General features: G+C 43.0%; 11 protein-coding genes, 1 pseudogene and 1 riboswitch. Of the genes and pseudogenes, 9 read left to right on the top strand and 3 right to left on the bottom strand.

The annotated features are described in order from the left end of the window. Positions 1 to 151: 151 nt before the first annotated feature. From NSTCB13_RS23620 to NSTCB13_RS23610, 3 genes are all read left to right on the top strand, one after another. The gene (locus NSTCB13_RS23620; RefSeq protein WP_445630523.1) at positions 152 to 676 is read left to right on the top strand and encodes a Chromate resistance protein ChrB; all 525 of its coding nucleotides are present in this window, start codon (positions 152 to 154) and stop codon (positions 674 to 676) included. A gap of 271 nt (positions 677 to 947) precedes the next feature. Then, positions 948 to 1,817, top strand: coding sequence for a zinc metalloprotease HtpX (locus NSTCB13_RS23615; protein ID WP_448268012.1), 870 nt, complete (start codon positions 948 to 950; stop codon positions 1,815 to 1,817). A gap of 230 nt (positions 1,818 to 2,047) precedes the next feature. Beyond that, the gene (locus tag NSTCB13_RS23610) at positions 2,048 to 2,452 is read left to right on the top strand and encodes a hypothetical protein (RefSeq protein WP_448274006.1); all 405 of its coding nucleotides are present in this window, start codon (positions 2,048 to 2,050) and stop codon (positions 2,450 to 2,452) included. Between the two features lie 181 nt (positions 2,453 to 2,633). Here NSTCB13_RS23610 and NSTCB13_RS23605 read toward each other — a convergent pair whose 3' ends face one another. Beyond that, positions 2,634 to 6,617: a beta strand repeat-containing protein gene (locus NSTCB13_RS23605; RefSeq protein WP_448274005.1), complete on the bottom strand. Its 3,984-nt coding sequence runs from the start codon at positions 6,615 to 6,617 to the stop codon at positions 2,634 to 2,636. 642 nt (positions 6,618 to 7,259) lie between these two features. On the opposite strand from NSTCB13_RS23605, the gene NSTCB13_RS23600 reads away from it, so the two are divergent. The 4 genes and pseudogenes from NSTCB13_RS23600 (at position 7,260) to lnt (ending at position 13,897) form a co-directional block, all read left to right on the top strand. Then, positions 7,260 to 7,415: a hypothetical protein gene (locus tag NSTCB13_RS23600; protein WP_448274004.1), complete on the top strand. Its 156-nt coding sequence runs from the start codon at positions 7,260 to 7,262 to the stop codon at positions 7,413 to 7,415. A gap of 784 nt (positions 7,416 to 8,199) precedes the next feature. Continuing rightward, complete coding sequence (locus NSTCB13_RS23595) at positions 8,200 to 9,519, top strand: chloride channel protein (RefSeq protein WP_448274003.1); 1,320 nt, start codon at positions 8,200 to 8,202, stop codon at positions 9,517 to 9,519. Between the two features lie 152 nt (positions 9,520 to 9,671). After that, positions 9,672 to 12,276: pseudogene (gene gyrA / locus NSTCB13_RS23590) on the top strand (DNA topoisomerase (ATP-hydrolyzing) subunit A). Further along, complete coding sequence (lnt, locus tag NSTCB13_RS23585) at positions 12,257 to 13,897, top strand: apolipoprotein N-acyltransferase (RefSeq protein ID WP_448274002.1); 1,641 nt, start codon at positions 12,257 to 12,259, stop codon at positions 13,895 to 13,897. Before gyrA ends, lnt begins: the two are co-directional and overlap by 20 nt. Here lnt and NSTCB13_RS23580 read toward each other — a convergent pair. Beyond that, positions 13,894 to 14,541, bottom strand: coding sequence for an rRNA large subunit pseudouridine synthase E (locus tag NSTCB13_RS23580; protein ID WP_448268006.1), 648 nt, complete (start codon positions 14,539 to 14,541; stop codon positions 13,894 to 13,896). The genes lnt and NSTCB13_RS23580 overlap by 4 nt on opposite strands. An 87-nt stretch (positions 14,542 to 14,628) precedes the next feature. Next, positions 14,629 to 14,856, bottom strand: coding sequence for a hypothetical protein (locus tag NSTCB13_RS23575; protein WP_322698644.1), 228 nt, complete (start codon positions 14,854 to 14,856; stop codon positions 14,629 to 14,631). Between the two features lie 842 nt (positions 14,857 to 15,698). On the opposite strand from NSTCB13_RS23575, the gene NSTCB13_RS23570 reads away from it, so the two are divergent. Continuing rightward, positions 15,699 to 16,691: a 2-hydroxyacid dehydrogenase gene (locus NSTCB13_RS23570; protein ID WP_445630532.1), complete on the top strand. Its 993-nt coding sequence runs from the start codon at positions 15,699 to 15,701 to the stop codon at positions 16,689 to 16,691. A 77-nt stretch (positions 16,692 to 16,768) separates the two neighbouring features. Then, a riboswitch (TPP riboswitch) is annotated at positions 16,769 to 16,865 on the top strand. Between the two features lie 7 nt (positions 16,866 to 16,872). Then, positions 16,873 to 18,246: a phosphomethylpyrimidine synthase gene (thiC, locus tag NSTCB13_RS23565; protein WP_448274001.1), complete on the top strand. Its 1,374-nt coding sequence runs from the start codon at positions 16,873 to 16,875 to the stop codon at positions 18,244 to 18,246. The last annotated feature ends 39 nt before the right edge of the window (positions 18,247 to 18,285 follow it).

Below are 18,285 nucleotides of genomic sequence, written 5' to 3'. Positions count from 1 at the left end.
AGAACCAATAAGTAAGCTTCCGACTTGATGATTCAGACTGATCCTTTTTCTGAAATGCAACAGTTGTTTCATAAGTAGACTAACAATAAAATCAATTTAATGCAACACCTGTTACAATCTATCTATGGACAGAAAGTGTTGGAACTTATTGGTGTACAAAGTACCCGCACAGCCTTCAACGCAACGGGTGTATGTTTGGCGTAAACTCAAGGGCTGGGGCGCACTTTATCTACAGCAGTCGGTGTGCGTGCTACCGCATAGAGAAGACTTGCAACAATATTTGGCAGAATTGAAAGCAGACATTACAGCAGGTGGTGGTGAAGCAGATTTATTGACTATTTGGATTGATGAACCCGAGCAAAACGCTATGTTGGTAAATCGTTTTCACCAACAGGCAGATCGAGAATATCAAGAGTTTTTGGGGCAATGTCGGGATTTGCATAGCGAATTGAGCGAGGAACGGAAAATAGGTAATCTCACCTTTGCAGAATTAGAAGAGAACGAGGCGGAATTAAATAAATTGCGTTCTTGGTTGTCAAAAATCCGCGATCGCGATTTGTTTGATGCCCCAAAATACTCACAAGCCACTGAAGCTTTGAAGGCGTGCGAATTAGATTTTCAGCTATTTTCCCAACAGATATATCAAGCACAAGGAATAGACTCAGAATCTTTATAAGTAAATGGATCTTAACTAATAGTTAGGCATAGCTCAATCTAAGCATTACACTCGTAATTCCTGCCTAGATAAGCAATTTATTCCTATAGATAGATGTGTTTTTACTATCTATAGATATTTATTCTATGACTAAAACTTAAGTAGGAAAACCGTACTTATCTGATAGGTTTTCTCTACCATATATCTAAGTTTAGCTGGATAAAATCAAAATGTAGCTGAAGTAATGCTGTTTTCTGAAAAATTTACACAGCATTAGCAGGAGAGCAAAAACATGACAAATCAATTGAAAACGGCTACTTTGCTTGCGGCATTAAGTGGTCTTTTGATTGCAATTAGTTACTGGGTAATTGGCGGTTCTAGTGGCTTGATTATCGGCATTGGCTTGGCAGCAGTCACAAATCTATTTTCTTGGTATCAATCAGATAAAATTGCCCTAGCAGTATACCAAGCGCAACCTGTGAGTGAAAGGGAAGCACCAGGACTTTATCGGATGGTGCAGAGATTGAGCGATCGCGCTAACATTCCCATGCCTAAAGTTTATATCGTTCCTAGCCCTGGTGCTAACGCCTTCGCTACAGGGCGCGATCCAGAACACGCTGCTGTAGCTGTCACTGAAGGTATTTTAAATATATTGCCAGAGGATGAACTCGAAGGTGTTATCGCCCACGAGCTAACCCATATTATTAATCGTGACACTCTCACTCAAGCTGTTGCTGCTACTGTGGCTGGTGCGATCTCATTCTTAGCTCAAATGGTTAGTTACAGCCTATGGTTTGGCGGTGGTTCGCGAGATGACAACAGAGGTGGAAATCCAATAGGAGTTTTATTAACAGTCATGCTTGCGCCACTGGCTGCGACAATTATTCAGCTAGGAATTTCGCGCACACGAGAATTTTCTGCTGATGCAGGTTCTGCTAGATTAACTGGTAATCCCCGTGCCTTAGCTAGGGCATTGCAACGCTTAGAAGCCTCAGCAAAGCAAATGCCTTTAAATGCTAATCCAGCTTATGAGCCGTTATTAATTATTAATTCCATTTCTGGACAGTTTCTAGGTAACTTATTCTCCAGTCATCCAGCTACAGAAATGCGAGTTGCAGCATTGCTGAAATTAGAGCAACAACTGCCAACAAAAGCTTATTAATTTGTCATTAGTCACTTGTACTGAGTTTCGGCTGCGCGGCAATCGAGCGACTTGTACTGAGCGTAGTCGAAGTAAGTCGAGATTCAACTACCGCGTAGTCGTTGGCGCAGCCTCTCGTAGAGAAGTATTAGTCATTAGTCATTTGTAAAATAAATCAATGGCTAATGACTATTAAGATAGGGTGCAATTTTTATTGGAGAGTAAACTTTGCAATTAAGGATCTTTTAAGTATGAATTCTAACAATATCGAATCTACTGAATCCATAGTAATTGTAAAAATAAGTTCTGAAACCGACAAATTAGTGGAAACCGAAATGGCTGGTGAAACTGATGAGGTGAAGCGTGAAACCAAAGCGTTAATTGAGGCGCTAAAAAGACGCGCTCAAGCTGAGGCTGATTCAGCCGCTACTCTCACCCGTGAAACCTATTTGAAAGTTGTGCGCCAAGCACGGGAATTAATTGAAGGAAGGAAACTGATGCAACGCGATCGCTTAGAAAACTCTTGGGCGGTAATTCAAGATGAAGCTGAGAGAAACTGGCACTTATTGATGAAAGACTTAGTAGACTTTAACTTTCGCTTGCAAAAGGCGGCTATTGCTGCTTGGGAAACTTTCAATAATCCTTACTCTCGTTAAAGAGGGTGCGATCGCAGAAAACTGAAGTGACTTATTTGGGTAATTAGAATACTAATTGAGTATTCAAAAATTATCTTTTTTGGGGAGATAAGGGAGAAAATACTACCTCTTCTCCCCTATCTGTTTTAAGCACATCGCAATTCGACGATTTTCTATTTTTTCTGCTTCAAGTGATAAAGTGCTAATAAGGAGTAAAAAGCACAAAATTGTTGTTGGTTAGTGACAAGCCAGGAGATAATTGTGCAAACTGTACCTGAGTATTGACACCTGCACTACCATCCTCATCAAAGAACAATCCACCTGTAGTCGAGTTATATATAAATCGCTGATTACTTGTGGTTGCAGATGCTCCGATTGTAAACTGATTTGTCTTAAGTACACCTAGTGAGAAATCGTGATTAGGAAAACCATAAATTGATATCTTAATTAGTTCATTAGTGGTGTCAAAGTCATATAGGCGCTCGACGCCTTCACTGAAAGTATTGAAAACAAAGGTATCAGTACCAGCGCCACCATAAACGCTATCATTACCACTGCTACCTATGAGGACATCATTACCATTACCACCTTTGAGGGTATCATTGCCACTAATACCGTTGAGGGTATCATTACCATTATTCCCCACAATCAAGTCATTAGAGTAGGAACCTGAAATATTTAATCCTTCAATATTTTGGTAGCTAACTATTCTCCTACCCGCTGTAATTTCTCCCTTGTTAGTAGTAGCATTAAATGTTGTTGTGATTCCTGTAGTAGCATTTCCAAAATCGACGGACAACAAATCGTCACCTTTACCACCATCTATTGTGTCTTTGCCATCATTGCCCGCATCAAGTGTATCGTTTCCATTACTCCCTACAATCAAGTCATTGTATTGTGTACCTTTGATATTTAATTCTTCGATATTCTTGTAGCTAATTAGTCTCGTGTCCTCCGTAATTGAACCAGTGTTAGTAGTAGGATTAAATATTGTTGTGATTCCTGTAGTAGTATTATTGAAATAGATAGTCAAGGAATCGTTACCTGTCCCCCCATCTATTGTGTCATTGCCACCATAGCCCGTATCGAGTGTATCATTTCCATTGCTCCCTACAATCAAGTCATCGTATTGTGTACCTGAGATATTTAATCCTTCGATATTCTTGTAGCTAATTAGCCTCGTGCCTTTTGTAATTGAGCCAATATTAGTAGTAGCATTGAAAGTCGTTGTGATTCCTTCACTAGGATCGTAGTAATTGTAATTGAAGTACAACAAATCGTCACCCTTACCCCCATCTATTGTGTCATTGCCACCAAATCCTGTAGAAAGCGTATCGTTGCCATTGCTTCCCACAATGAAGTCATTGTAGTCTGTACCTAAAATATTTAATCTTTCGATATTGTTGTAGCTAACGCGATTATTGCCCGCCGTAATTGCTCCAATGTTAGTAGTAGGATTAAATGTTGTTGTGATTCCTGTGGTAGCATTGCTGTACTCGACAGACAACAAATCGTCACCTTTACCGCCGTCTATCGTATCTTTGCCACCACTATCTATGGAGAGAGTATCGTTGCCATTGCTCCCCACAATGTTGTCATCGTAGGCTGTATCTAAGATATTTAATCTTTCAATATTCTGATAACTAACTTGATACTTGCCTGCTGTCATTGAGCCAATGTTAGTAGTGGCATTAAATGTTGTTGTGATTCCTCCAGTAGCATTGCTATAATCCACGGAGAGCAAATCGTCAGCCTGACCTCCATCTACCGTTTGAGTCACTAAATAAGAGCCGAAAGTATCTGGGGATGAGGTGCTTAGATACAAGGAATCATTGCCATCGCCACCAGAGAGTAAGTTATTGCCTGTTGAAATCTCAGCACGCAATGTATCATCACCAGTGCCACCGTTGAGGGTATTATTACCTGAGGAGGGATCGTAATTATCTCCACTGCTGGTTCCGAAGACAATGCCAGAGATGGAGAGTAAATCATTGCCATCGCCACCAAACAGTAGGTTGTTACCTGTTGAAATCTCAGCAAGCAAGGTATCATCACCAATGCCACCGTTGAGGGTGTTATTGCCTGAGGATCTAAAAATATATTCCAGTCTATAACCATCAACGCCAGAGGTGGAAAGATAATCATTGCCATCGTCTCCAGAGAGTAAGCTATTACTTTTTGGAGACTCAGCACGCAATGTATCGTCACCAGCGCCACCATTGAGGGTATTATTACCTGAAGAGCCAATAAAGCCGTGTCCCTCAGCAATAGCAAGCTCAGAGGCGTCAAGAAAATCATTGCCATCGCCGCCAGAGAATAAGTTATTGCCTTGTGAACCCCGAGCATACAATGTATCGTCACCAGCGCCACCATCGAGGGTGTTCTTGCCTGTTGAAGAGTCAACATTGAAAGTATCGTCACCAATACCACCAACAAGAAAGTTATTGCCAGTATCCTCAAGGAGGATGTCATTCCCTACGCCACCAATAAGAGTATCATTGCCTGCACCACCCCGCAGTAAATCATTGCCACTTTTGCCATCAATAAGATCGTCACCCCCCTGACCATTGATGACATCATCTGAGTTGTCAAAGCCGCTAACATTATTGTTCAGATCGTTAAGGAAGGTGACTGTGTTCTTGTTGAAGATAGTACCTTGAGTGGAGTTGGCATTGAAGACATCAAAGCTGTCAGTAATGGTAGTTTGCCCATCAAACAGGATATTGCCCGAGTTGACAGTTGCTCCTGTAGATAAGCTTAGGTTATCCAGGTTTTCTAAAGCAAAGTTTTGTAGGATGATTTTGGGACTAGAGTCCGCGTCAAAGGTGATTTCTAGATTGCTGCCATTCTGAGTCAGCACTAAATTTTGAGCAGTTAAGCCGTCGCCAGCGAAATTTAGGGTGTCTACTTCGGCAATTACTGCTGCTGTTGGATTAATTCCTTGACCTACCCCACCAAAATCAGTGATTGTATCACTACTTGCACCCGAGCTATAAGTGTCGTAAACAAATGTATCCTTGCCACCGCTACCCGTTAAAGTGTCGTTACCAGGACTAGGTCTGATGGTATCGTTGCCATTGCTCCCCACAATGTAATCATTGTAGGATGTGCCTGAGATATCTAATCGTTCAATATTCTTATAGTTAATCTGATATGTGCCTGTTGTAATCGAGCCAGTATTAGTAGCATGATTGAAAGTCGAAGTGATTGCCTCAGTCGCATTGGAATTGACGGTTAACAAATCGTCACCTGTCCCTCCGTCTATCGTTTGAGTTGCTAAGGAAGAAAGAGCAGTATCTGTAACAAACAAACTGAAGGAGTCATTGCCATCCCCTCCATTTAGGATGTTGCTACCCTGAACTCCAGGGGTGTAAAAGTAATCATTGCCATCTCCACCTGAAACCGTATTGTTGCCAGTAGAGTAGCTAATATCAAGGTAGTCATCCCCTGCATCCCCTGTGAGAATGTTATTTCCAGAAGAATAGGAAGCATCAAGGGTATCATTGCCCAGACTACCAATGAGAGTATTGTTGCCTGTACCACCCCGCAGCAAATCGTCACCACTTAACCCATCAATTTTGTCATTGCCCCCCTGACCATTCACCACATCATCTGAGTTGTCTAAACCTGTAATGTTGTTATTCAGGTCATTGAGGAAAGTTACCGTATTCTTGGTGGCGATGCTTGTATCAGTATTGGCATCCAGGACATCAAAACTATCAGTGATACTAGTTTCCTCAAACCCATTAAACAAGATATTGCCTATGGCTGGTCTTGTACCAGAAGCTTTCAGGTTATCCAAGTCTTCTAGTTTGAAGTTTTGTAAAATGATTTTTGTGGTATCATATACGTTTTCAAAAGTGATTTCTAGATTGTTACCATTTTGGGTGAGTAGCAAATTTCGCGCATTCAATTCATCCAAAAATTCGATCGTATCGACTTCCGCAATTACTGCTGCTGTTGGATTTGTTCCTTCACCTACACCACCGAAATCAGTGATTATATCAGTGCCGCCACCTGACCTATAAAAAACAAATGTATCTTTACCGCCCCCACCCGTTAAAGTGTCGTTGGCACCATCACCTGTAAAGATGATATCATTCCCAGCTTTACCGTTAATTATGTTGGGGTCGTTAGTGCCATCTAGGGTGTCATTTCCATTGGTTCCAATGATAGTATGTGTCATTACTTTCTTTTTCCTTAATAGATGTTTGGCAGTAACTTTAAGTTTTCAAATTTTAGTGCTTGAAGGCACAAAAATTCGCCGAAATTTGAGGCTTTCGACATACTTTTCTCACTCTTGAAGGTTAGAAATTTTTGATGAATATCCTCCTTTCAATCGACCTGCCAATATTACTTATCCAAGCACTTAGGGCTATCTAAGTCTTCAGTTTTGATTCTTTACACTGCCAAAAAAAAACTTGTCAGTTAATCAGAGACAGTGGTAACGATTACGTAATTTGTCAAAGGAAATCAGCCAAAACTTCATCGTCATATTCAAAGCGTTGCTACTAAAACAAAGCCAACCAGTCGTCATACCACCATTGAAAAGACAAGAGATAGATTGACAAAGCGAACTGTTGAAGTTTTTCATGATTTGATGGAATCGACCCAAAATGGATTGGAATTAAATCTTTAATCCGGGTTGAAAGAGTTGGAACCAGAGGCGGTAAACAATACCACGATCTTGCTTGCTACATCAGTAGCCGTATGGGCACAGCAACTGAATTTTCTCAGGGCATTCGCGGGCATTAGAGTATAGAAAATCAACTTCATTGGGTTAAGGATGTCGTGTTGAATGAAGATCCTTCGACTATACATCTAGGTAATGCCCCAGCCAATCTCTCTGTTGTGCGAGCGATGCCTTAGGCAAAGCTTCGCTAACGCTCTCAACATCCTCCGCCGAAATGGTCATACTTCCATCACAACTACTCAAAGATTTCTCTCTCATGATATTGACAAACTTCTTGCTCTTGTGGAATGAAACAGCCCTGGGGGCTAGGGGGGATCGACAAGTGTCTAAAATCACAGATAACCACTTTTCAAACAACCTCTCAAGACCGTTTAAAATTCATCAGCGTGTAGATTCACAAAAAACTAGTTTCAAGCTAATTTCAATCATCCTTTATCAGTCACATAGGCAAACATCTGCCATAGACATTGCTAAAGAAGAGTTGAAAAATTGAGCTTGAATGCCGAAAATACACAACTCATAATTTAGTTATTTTGTCAATGCGTAAGTCTTACTACTAGCCCTTTCAATGTGAACGTTTGTACTATCAAAGAAATGATGTTTCAACCTATTTTTGGTATTTTGGCGGCTGCGATCGCTTAATTTAGAGTTCCAAAATTTAGAGTTTAATCCATAAATTCTTTGTTCAATTCCAGCCGAAGCCTGAAATGCCGTAAAAACCTTGATAGTATATATGCTCACCTGAAAAGGGCTAGTCTTACTAATTAGAAAATAGGGAACACTTGATGGGCTATAGGGAAAGGAATTTTTGTCCTTTACCCTTGGGTATTTGGCTTCAAAATAGGAAATATCTAAATAACATTATAACTAACTCAATATAGAATATTTACTTAGCTCGATCTTTATATATGCCTCATCGTAAAGGTAGGCATTCACTAAAAATGCGGGTTTTGCTGCATAGATAATATTTAAATATAGTAAATACAAGAAATAAATAATTCACTAAACTAAATAGCCTTTACCATAAAAAGCGTAAATATTCAGTACTCTAGGTTTCACAAATAGGAAATAAGCAGTGTTACCAAACAAGCCCCCCGCTAGTAATCAAACTCAACGCTGGACATTTGCTCAACTTTTTGGACTGGTAAAGCGCAATCCCCTAATGATTTCGCAGTGGGTCATCCGCTGGATATTCGTGGGGACTGCTGGTGGTCTATTTGCGGCGTTGTACTGGAATGTTCTAGAGTTTTTAACTCACAGACTCCAGCGATTTGAGGGTTTTAGCCTGCTGATAGTGATGCCACTTAGCGGTTTATTTATCGGTCTGGTGATTCATTTTTTGGGAAATCCCGGTGAAATCGCCGTGATTGTTGATAATATTCATTTTCGTGGCGGACGCCTAGATGTTCGCAAAAATCCTTCAATGATTCTGGCTTCTTTAGTCAGTATCTCGGCAGGCGGTAGTGCTGGGCCAGAAGCACCACTGGTACAGGTAACAGGTTCTTTTGGTACTTGGATTGCCGATCGCTTAAAACTCCAAGGTGAAGACCTCAGAACCATGAGTTTAGCAGCAATGGCCGCTGGCTTCACTGCCTTATTTGGCGCACCCCTTGGCGGTGCAATGTTCGCTTTGGAGATTTTGCACCACGAGCATATTGTGGAATATTACGAAGCTTTAATGCCAGCGATTGTTTCGAGTTGCGCTAGCTATCTGGTGTTTGCAGCAATTACACATTTGGGTATTGCCCCCACTTGGCATTTTCCTCAGTATCACTTAGAAAGGATTGATGATTTTGCGATCGCGATCGCCTTTGGAACGATTGGGGCAGTGGCGGGATGGATTTTTATCGGTATTTTTCGCGGCTGCGATGCCTTTTGGCAAGCCGTTTCACGTTTGGGCATTTCACCAACTCCTGTTCCTATTTATGTACGCACAACACTAGCAGGAGTGGGACTTGGCATTTTAGCAGTTTTATTACCCCTCACCCGTTATTTTGGACATGAAGAGTTAGATTCAGTCTTGAGAGCTAACTTTGGTGCTGTTTTTCTCTTAACTCTAGCTTTTGGGAAAATGGCTGCCATTAGCATTACAGTAACAGGTGGGTGGCGCGGTGGATTCATCATTCCGCTATTTTTCACTGGTGCTTGCATTGGTAAAGCAGTAGCAGTTTTAATTCCAGGACTCGATCCTGCCCTGGCCATGATTTGTACAATGGCGGCTGTCAACGCAGCTGTAACCCGCACACCAATAAGTACGACTTTGCTACTGTCAAAACTGACTAACTTGAGTCCCCTTACACCAATCCTTTTTGCCAGCTTGATGGGATTTTTTCTTGCCCCGAAAGTTCCTCTAATTGCTTCTCAACTCAAATCCCAGAGAGAAGTTACGGATTGAACAAGCGGCTGAGTTAGCTGCCCAGGCATAAAAAAGCAATATATGCTAAAATTGTATCAAATTATAGCAATTATTCAAGAGCAATTTAGAATAATTTTGCGCTTTGTTGAGTAAAAGAGCTAAAATCTACGATTTTTGGAGATTTTTAGGTTATGACAACCTCACAGGAGAGGATTATCCCGACAGACTTGCGAAACGAAATGTCGCAGTCTTATCTGGAATACGCCATGAGCGTGATAGTGGGGTCGGGCGCTGCCAGATGCCAGGGATGGTCTAAAACCTGTGCATCGTCGCATTCTCTACGCAATGCACGAGCTAGGTCTGCTCCACGATCGCCCCTTTAAGAAATGCGCCCGTGTCGTCGGTGAAGTATTGGGTAAATATCACCCCCACGGTGACACGGCAGTATATGACGCCTTGGTGCGGATGGCGCAAGATTTTTCCATGCGATCGCCATTAGTTGACGGACATGGTAACTTTGGTTCGGTAGATAACGATCCGCCAGCCGCTATGCGGTACACCGAATGTCGGTTGCAAGCTTTAACTAGTGCTGGTCTACTCCACGACATCGAGTATGAAACCGTAGATTTCGCCGATAACTTCGACGGTTCCCAGCAAGAACCGACAGTTTTACCAGCACGGATTCCCCAGTTATTGCTCAACGGTTCCTCTGGAATTGCCGTGGGCATGGCCACCAACATTCCGCCCCACAACTTGGGGGAATTAATTGATGCTTTGGTGGCAATAATCCACAATCCCGAAATCACCGACATCGAATTAATGCAGTATGTCCACGGCCCAGACTTTCCGACTGGGGCGCAAATTTTGGGAACATCTGCCATTCGAGAAGCTTACACTACCGGGCGTGGTTCCATTACCATGCGTGGTGTCGCTAACATTGAAACCGTTGAACAACGGGGACGCCCAGATAGAGAAGCAATTATCATCACCGAATTGCCTTATCAAACCAACAAAGCGGCGCTGATTGAAAAAATCGCCGAAATGGTGAATGAAAAGCGGCTAGAGGGCATTGCAGATATCCGAGATGAAAGCGATCGCGACGGGATGCGAGTTGTGATCGAACTCAAGCGTGATGCTTATCCCCGCGTCGTGCTGAACAACCTCTACAAGCAAACGCCACTGCAAGCCAACTTCGGCGCGAACATGCTGGCGTTGGTAAATAGCGAACCCCAAGTACTCACCCTCAAGCAGTTCTTAACCGTCTTCTTGGATTTCCGCATCGAATCCATTGCCAGACGCACCCGCTACGAACTGCGGAAAGCAGAGGAACGCGACCATCTCCTGCAAGGGTTATTAATAGCCTTGTCTCATTTAGATGCAATTATTGTCTTAATTCGTCATGCTCCCGATGCACCCACAGCCAAAGGCGAATTAATCACAACTTACGGACTCTCAGAAGTACAAGCAGATGCGATTTTACAAATGCAATTGCGCCGCTTGACTGCTTTAGAAGCAGACAAAATTCGTCTGGAACACGAAGAATTACAAGCGAAAATTGCCGATTTACAAGATATTTTGGCACGCCGGGAGAGAGTGCTAGAAATCATTGAAACCGAAGTCACACAACTGAAAACTAGCTTTGCTACACCCCGCCGCACGGTGATATTACCAGGGGAAGGCGAATTAGACGATCGCGACCTCATTGCCAATGAAAAAGCGATAATTCTGGTGACAGAGCAAGGCTACATCAAACGGATGCCAATTAACACCTTTGAAGCCCAAAGCCGTGCTACCAGAGGCAAAGCCGCAGCCAAGGTGAAAGATGATGATACCATTGAGCATTTTTTGACTTGCTGCGATCACGATAGTATTTTATTCTTTAGTGAGCGTGGTGTTGTTTACTGCTTAAAAGCGTATCAAATTCCCGTGAGTTCGCGTACCAGTCGCGGCACACCAATTGTGCAAATGCTACCGATTCCCAAAGAGGAAAAAATCACCTCGATTGTACCGGTTGACGAATTTAGCAACGAAGAATATTTGGTTATGCTCACCAAAGGCGGCAATATCAAGAAAACCGAATTGGCAGCGTTTAGTCACATTCGCGCCAATGGTTTGATTGCCATTTCCTTAGAAGAAGGCGACCAACTGCGCTGGGTGAGACGTGCTAGAGTCGAGGATAGTGTAATCATTGGTTCTCGTCACGGGATGGCGATTCACTTCCGATGCAACCACGAACAACTGCGTCCTTTAAGTAGGGCAACTCGTGGCGTGAAAGCCATGAAACTCAAAAATAAAGATGAACTTGTGGGTATGGATATTCTCCCCGCAGCAATTCTGGAAAGTTTGGATGTTGCAGAAGCAGAAATTGAAGATATCGAAACAATCGAAACAGAAGATATCGAAATTACCGAAATTACTGAAGAGTCCGCAGAAGTGCCTAGCAGTGGCATAGTTGGCCCTTGGGTATTGGTAATTACAATGGGTGGATATGGTAAGCGCGTCCCAGTTGCCCAATTCCGGCTGCAAAATCGTGCTGGTCAGGGTTTAATGGCAACCAAGTTCAAAAACCGTAAAACCAAAGACAAGCTAGCAACCCTACGCATTGTCAACAATGATGATGATGAAATCATGATGGTGACAAATCGCGGTATTATCATCCGTCAAGCGGTGAATGCGATTTCTATCCAATCGCGATCGGCAACTGGAGTTAGAGTGCAGCGTTTAGATGAAGACGATGCTATTACCGGAGTGGCAGTAGTTCCACCTGATGCTGCCGATGCAGAAGAAGCAGAGTAAGAAGCAGGGGGAGCTGGCGTTGCAGGGGAGGCAGGGGGAGAGGTTAACTTCCTTACTCCCTTACTGGATTGCCTTAGGTAGCGGCATTTTAATGGGGCTAACTGTGGCCCCAGTAGGTGCATGGTTATTGGCTTGGATTGCCATAGTTCCTTTATGGGTGTTAGTTGTCACTTCGACCAAACGCAAAAACCAATTCCCTCCTGCTTTCTTCTGGGGTATTGGTTTTCACGGTGTCGCCCTATGGTGGATTACCGGAATTCATCCGATGACATGGTTGGGCGTTCCTTGGTTGCCGAGTTTAGCAATCACGATTTTTTGTTGGGGATTTATCACTGTATTGGGAGGGGTATTCGTTACTATTTGGGCGGCTGTAATGGTTCGCCTAAGCGGGCAAAAACCGTGGCTACGTATAATGATTGGTACAGCTGTCTGGTGCGGCTTAGAGAGTCTTTGGAGCGCTGGCCCTCTGTGGTGGAGTTCCCTTGCTTACACCCAAAGTCCGCATAATCTCGTAATTGTACATCTGGGTCAACTTTCTGGGCCTAATACTGTGACAGCAGCAATAGTTGCTGTGAATGGGTTAATTGCTGAAGGATGGATGAACCGCAGAAGCGTAGAGGGCGCAGAGAGAATTTCCTCCGTGTCCTTTGCGCCTCTGCAATTCGTTAATAAATATTGGGTTAGCGCCACAGGACTATTAATTACCTTACACCTCATCGGTTTTATCTTATATAGCCGTCCCATCGCCCAATTACCAGAAGCAGCCTTGAAAGTGGGCATTGTTCAGGGTAATATCCCAAACCGACTTTTACGAAGTTCCGAAGGGTTTCGTCGCGCCCAAGAAAACTATACCAATGGATATCTAACTTTAGCAGACCAAGGTGTAGATGCAGTCCTGACTCCAGAAGGAGCCTTACCTATTTTCCAGCGTAATTTGCTGGCAACTGCCTTAGTTGCAGCCGTGAAAGAAAAAGGCGTAGTTGCTTGGATTGGGGCTTTTGGCGAACGGGGAGACAGTTATACAATTAGTTTGTTTACTTTCAACAGTAAAGGTGAAATTGTCAGCCGCTACGACAAAGCTAAATTAGTACCTTTGGGAGAATATATTCCCTTAGAAGGCATTTTAGGCAAAATAGTTCAGCGCTTGTCGCCTTTGGATGCACACCAAGTTCCCGGTTCAGCAAATCAAATATTTGACACTCCTTTTGGTCGGGCGATCGCTAGTATATGTTATGAATCTGCTTTTCCCGAACAATTTCGCCGTCAAGCGGCGGCGGGTGGACAATTTATTGTCAGTTCTTCTAACGATGCCCATTACACTGCATCCATGCCATTCCAGCATCATGCACAGGATATCATGCGGGCAATTGAAAGCGATCGCTGGTCAGCACGAGCAACTAATACCGGATATTCAGCCTTTGTAGATCCTCATGGCAGAACCTTGTGGATGTCTGGATATAATACCTACGAAACTCATGCTGAAACAATTTATCGACGACAGACAAAGACTTTATATGTGCGTTGGGGTGATTGGTTAACACCCTTGTTATTGATATCTTCTGGAGGAGCTTGGCTGGTAATTGGTAGTATAAAGAAATTTAGTAATGTTGCAAATCTCTAGCGTATTGAGTCTTTGGAATTATTAGCGAATTCCTCTGATGAGGTGGCTTTTCGAGGAAAACTTTTCGATTTACTAAAATTATGGATTTCAGAAGCGGTGAGGTCGCGCCATTGACCCAATTGTAAGTCATCTAATTGTAGGTGAGCTATGCTGACCCTGACCAATCGCAAAGTCGGAAACCCGACAGCCGCAGTCATACGCCGTACTTGGCGGTTTTTTCCCTCTGTCAAAGTCATTTCTAGCCAAGCTGTCGGGACATTTTTACGAAATCTAATTGGTGGGGTGCGTTCAGGTAGCTGTGGTTCTTCTGATAAGAGTCTAACTTCTGCTGGTTGAGTGCGGTAATCTTGAATTTCCACACCTGTTTGCAACCTTTTGATAGCTTCTGCATCTGGAATTCGCTCTACCTGTACCCAGTAAGTACGTTTATGACCAAAACGCGGATGGGCGAGGCGATGTTGTAATTGTCCATCGTTTGTTAACAGTAGCAATCCTTCACTATCCCAATCTAAGCGTCCCACAGGATACACATCAGACACATCAATATAATCTTTTAGGGTGCTATGTGTGGGGATATCTTTTGTAAACTGGCTGAGAACGCCGTATGGTTTGTAAAAAATAATATATCGGTAATGATTGGGCATGGGGCATTTAACTTTTGAATCCTCTTTTAACAATAAAAGCAGAATTGATAAATTTTACTTTAAACTTATAAGTTATCAAGTTAAAAATCAATCGCGGTTAAAACCACAACCTAAACAACGCATACAAACAGAGAAAGCTGCTAAAACTGAAACAATCTCAATTAGTAATTGAAATGACAAGGGAGCTAGAGCCAAACCCCAAATCAAAAGAATTGTTCCGCTGATCATAGCAGTAATGCGATTAATTTCATCTCTAGTATTGAAAACCAAGAATAATGTTCCTAAACCAATTAATAATAAGATTAAGCTACTCATAAACATATTCCTGACTTATACTTTTTCTTTGTAAAGCTGGATATACAGCAGAATCCAGGAGTAAAACGCGCTTCATATCAGGCTTTGAGACGAATCTTTGTGTACTTTACCTTCCTTGAAACCTGTTGTATTTCACCCCTGTAGTCCTATCGTTACTTGGGCGGACTAGAGGGCAGTCTTGTTATGTGCATCTTAATACAGAATGGGATAAACTCCAAGCTTGAAAATTGTAAAAACCTCACACAACTACAGCACAAGTTAACTGATGTCCTCAAATAAATTACACCTTCGATGTCGGTATATTAGACTTATTGCATAACTCGGTAAAAGGGGAAAGGGGAAGGGGGAAAAGGTTTTGCAAAAGTCCCTTTCCCCTTTTACCAAAACCTTTTCCCCAAGAGTGCAAAAAGCACAAATGCCAAGAGGTCTATTCTACCATTCAGGTGGCTGGATGATTTTTTCAGATGTTGCTGTCATTTCGTTTCTGTCAAAATTGACTATTAGCCGCTCGGCAAAATTATAAGAATAAATGTGATGGAAATATAAGCGAAATGCGGCGTTGGATATTTGTAGTAATTTGGAGCAGTTCCATTTAACCGAAGTGCGTAGGCGTAGCCCGCACTTCTCTACGAGACGCTCCGCGAACGGCATGGTTCGACTTCGCTCACCAGTCGCTCAGTGACCCATCGTAGACATCGCTGATTTAACTTATCCTGCCAGAGTAAACGATTAAAAAATGTTTAAAATGCCGCAAATACGCTCGTTGTAGACATCGCTTTTCTAAACGTCAACGTATTATCTACTCGAACACCGTGCAGCATACATAAAGTCTGAGGTTTTGCATGAAAGTAGCAGTTTTCAGTACAAAAGCCTACGATCGCCAGTTTTTGTCAGCTGCAAATTCTCCTATCCAACACGAGTTAGTGTTTTTTGAACCCCGTTTAAATCGAGATACGGCTATCCTGGCTGACGGATTTCCGGCGGTTTGCGTATTTGTCCACGATCGAGTTGATGCCCTAACTTTAGAACTTCTCGCCTCAGGGGGAACTCGTCTGGTTGTCCTTCGCTGTGCGGGGTTTAACAATGTAGACTTACAAGCCGCAGCAGATTTAGGAATTACCGTTGTGCGTGTTCCCGCCTATTCACCTTATGGGGTGGCAGAACACGCGGTAGGATTGATTTTAAGCCTAAATCGCAAAATTCATCGTGCCTATAACCGTGTCCGAGAAGGCAATTTTTCCTTAAATGGACTGTTGGGATTTAATTTGCATGAGCGCACAGTCGGGATTGTTGGCACTGGCAAAATCGGTCTGATTTTAGGACAGATTATGAAAGGGTTTGGCTGTCACATACTCGCCTATGACGTTTATCGCAATCCAGAATTGGAAGTGTTGGGTGGAAAGTATGTAGAACTACCTGAGCTATTTGCCAAGTCTGATATTATCTCCCTGCATTGCCCTCTAACTCTCGAAACGCATCACTTGATTAACACTGAAGCTATAGAAAAAATTAAGCCAGGTGTGATGCTAATTAATACTAGCCGAGGAGCGCTGATTGATACCCAAGCTGTAATTGAGGGATTAAAGTCTGGTAAAATTGGCTACCTTGGTGTGGATGTCTACGAACAAGAATCGGAATTGTTTTTTGAGGATTTGTCTGGCGAAATTATTCAAGATGATATTTTCCAGCGTTTGACAACGTTCCCCAATGTACTGATTACCGGACATCAAGCCTTTTTTACAGCAGAAGCTCTCTACAATATTGCCGAAACAACTTTTGCTAATATTACCGATATTGAACAGGGTCGTCCTTGTGCAAATGAAATTCGCGCCTAAACCCGAAAATCCAAAATTATATTACCTCATAAATTGTTAACACCTTTGCTCCCAGACATAACCAAGGTGCTACACTACATCCATGCTAGGGGTGCCTACATAACGAGGCTGAGATCACACCCTTAACACCTGAGTCTGGGTAATACCAGCGGAGGGAAGCTGTTTATTGAGGAATCACAATATGCGGACTGAATGGGTTGCTAAACGACGTGGGCAGGTTAATGTATCTCAAATGCACTACGCCCGCCAAGGTGTTATCACCGAAGAAATGCACTACGTCGCCAAACGGGAAAATCTCCCGGCCGATCTGATTCGTGAGGAAGTAGCGCGGGGAAGAATGATTATCCCCGCTAATATTAATCACACTAATCTAGAGCCGATGGCTATTGGCATCGCCTCTAAATGTAAGGTAAATGCTAATATCGGCGCTTCCCCCAACTCTTCTAATCTTCAGGATGAAGTTGATAAACTGAATCTGGCGGTGAAGTACGGTGCTGATACTCTGATGGATTTGTCCACAGGTGGCGGTAATTTGGATGAAATTCGTACCGCAATTATCAAGGCTTCACCTATTCCCATTGGTACAGTGCCAGTATATCAAGCTTTAGAAAGCGTCCACGGCACAATTGAGAATCTGACTGCTGATGATTTTCTCCATATCATCGAGAAGCACGCCCAGCAAGGAGTAGATTATCAAACTATCCACGCGGGGATTTTGCTTGAGCATTTGCCTTTGGTGAGAAACCGGCTCACTGGTATTGTCTCTCGCGGCGGCGGTATTTTGGCGCGGTGGATGCTACATCACCACAAACAAAATCCGCTTTATACCCACTTCAAAGACATTGTTGAGATTTTCAAAAAGTACGATGTCTCTTTCAGTTTAGGAGATTCTCTGCGTCCTGGCTGCGCCCATGATGCCTCAGATGAAGCACAATTAGCTGAGTTGAAAACTCTGGGACAGCTAACTCGCAAAGCCTGGGAAGATGATGTTCAGGTAATGGTGGAAGGGCCTGGGCACGTACCAATGGATCAAATTGAGTTCAACGTCCGTAAGCAGATGGAAGAGTGTTCTGAAGCACCTTTCTATGTTTTGGGGCCATTGGTGACAGATATTGCTCCCGGTTATGACCATATCACTTCAGCCATTGGAGCCGCGATGGCTGGATGGTACGGTACTGCAATGCTGTGTTATGTAACACCTAAAGAACATTTGGGTCTACCAAATGCCGAAGATGTGCGAAATGGGTTGATTGCTTATAAAATAGCGGCTCATGCGGCTGATATTGCTAGACATCGCCCTGGTGCAAGAGATAGAGACGATGAACTTTCTAAGGCGCGTTACAACTTCGATTGGAATCGTCAGTTTGAATTATCACTCGATCCCGAAAGAGCTAAGGAATATCACGATGAAACTTTACCAGCAGATATCTATAAAACTGCTGAGTTTTGTTCGATGTGTGGGCCTAAGTTCTGCCCAATGCAAACTAAGGTTGATGCTGATGCGCTGACAGAATTAGAGAAGTTCTTGGCGAAAGAGCCTGTGACTCAAAGTTAACAGATTGTCTTATGTCGTTACAATAGTTTTTCATCCGCA

The organism is Nostoc sp. DSM 114160, from assembly GCF_053470305.1.
The sequence above is the reverse complement of the archived record's forward strand: the minus strand, read 5'-3'. Positions and strand labels throughout refer to the sequence as shown.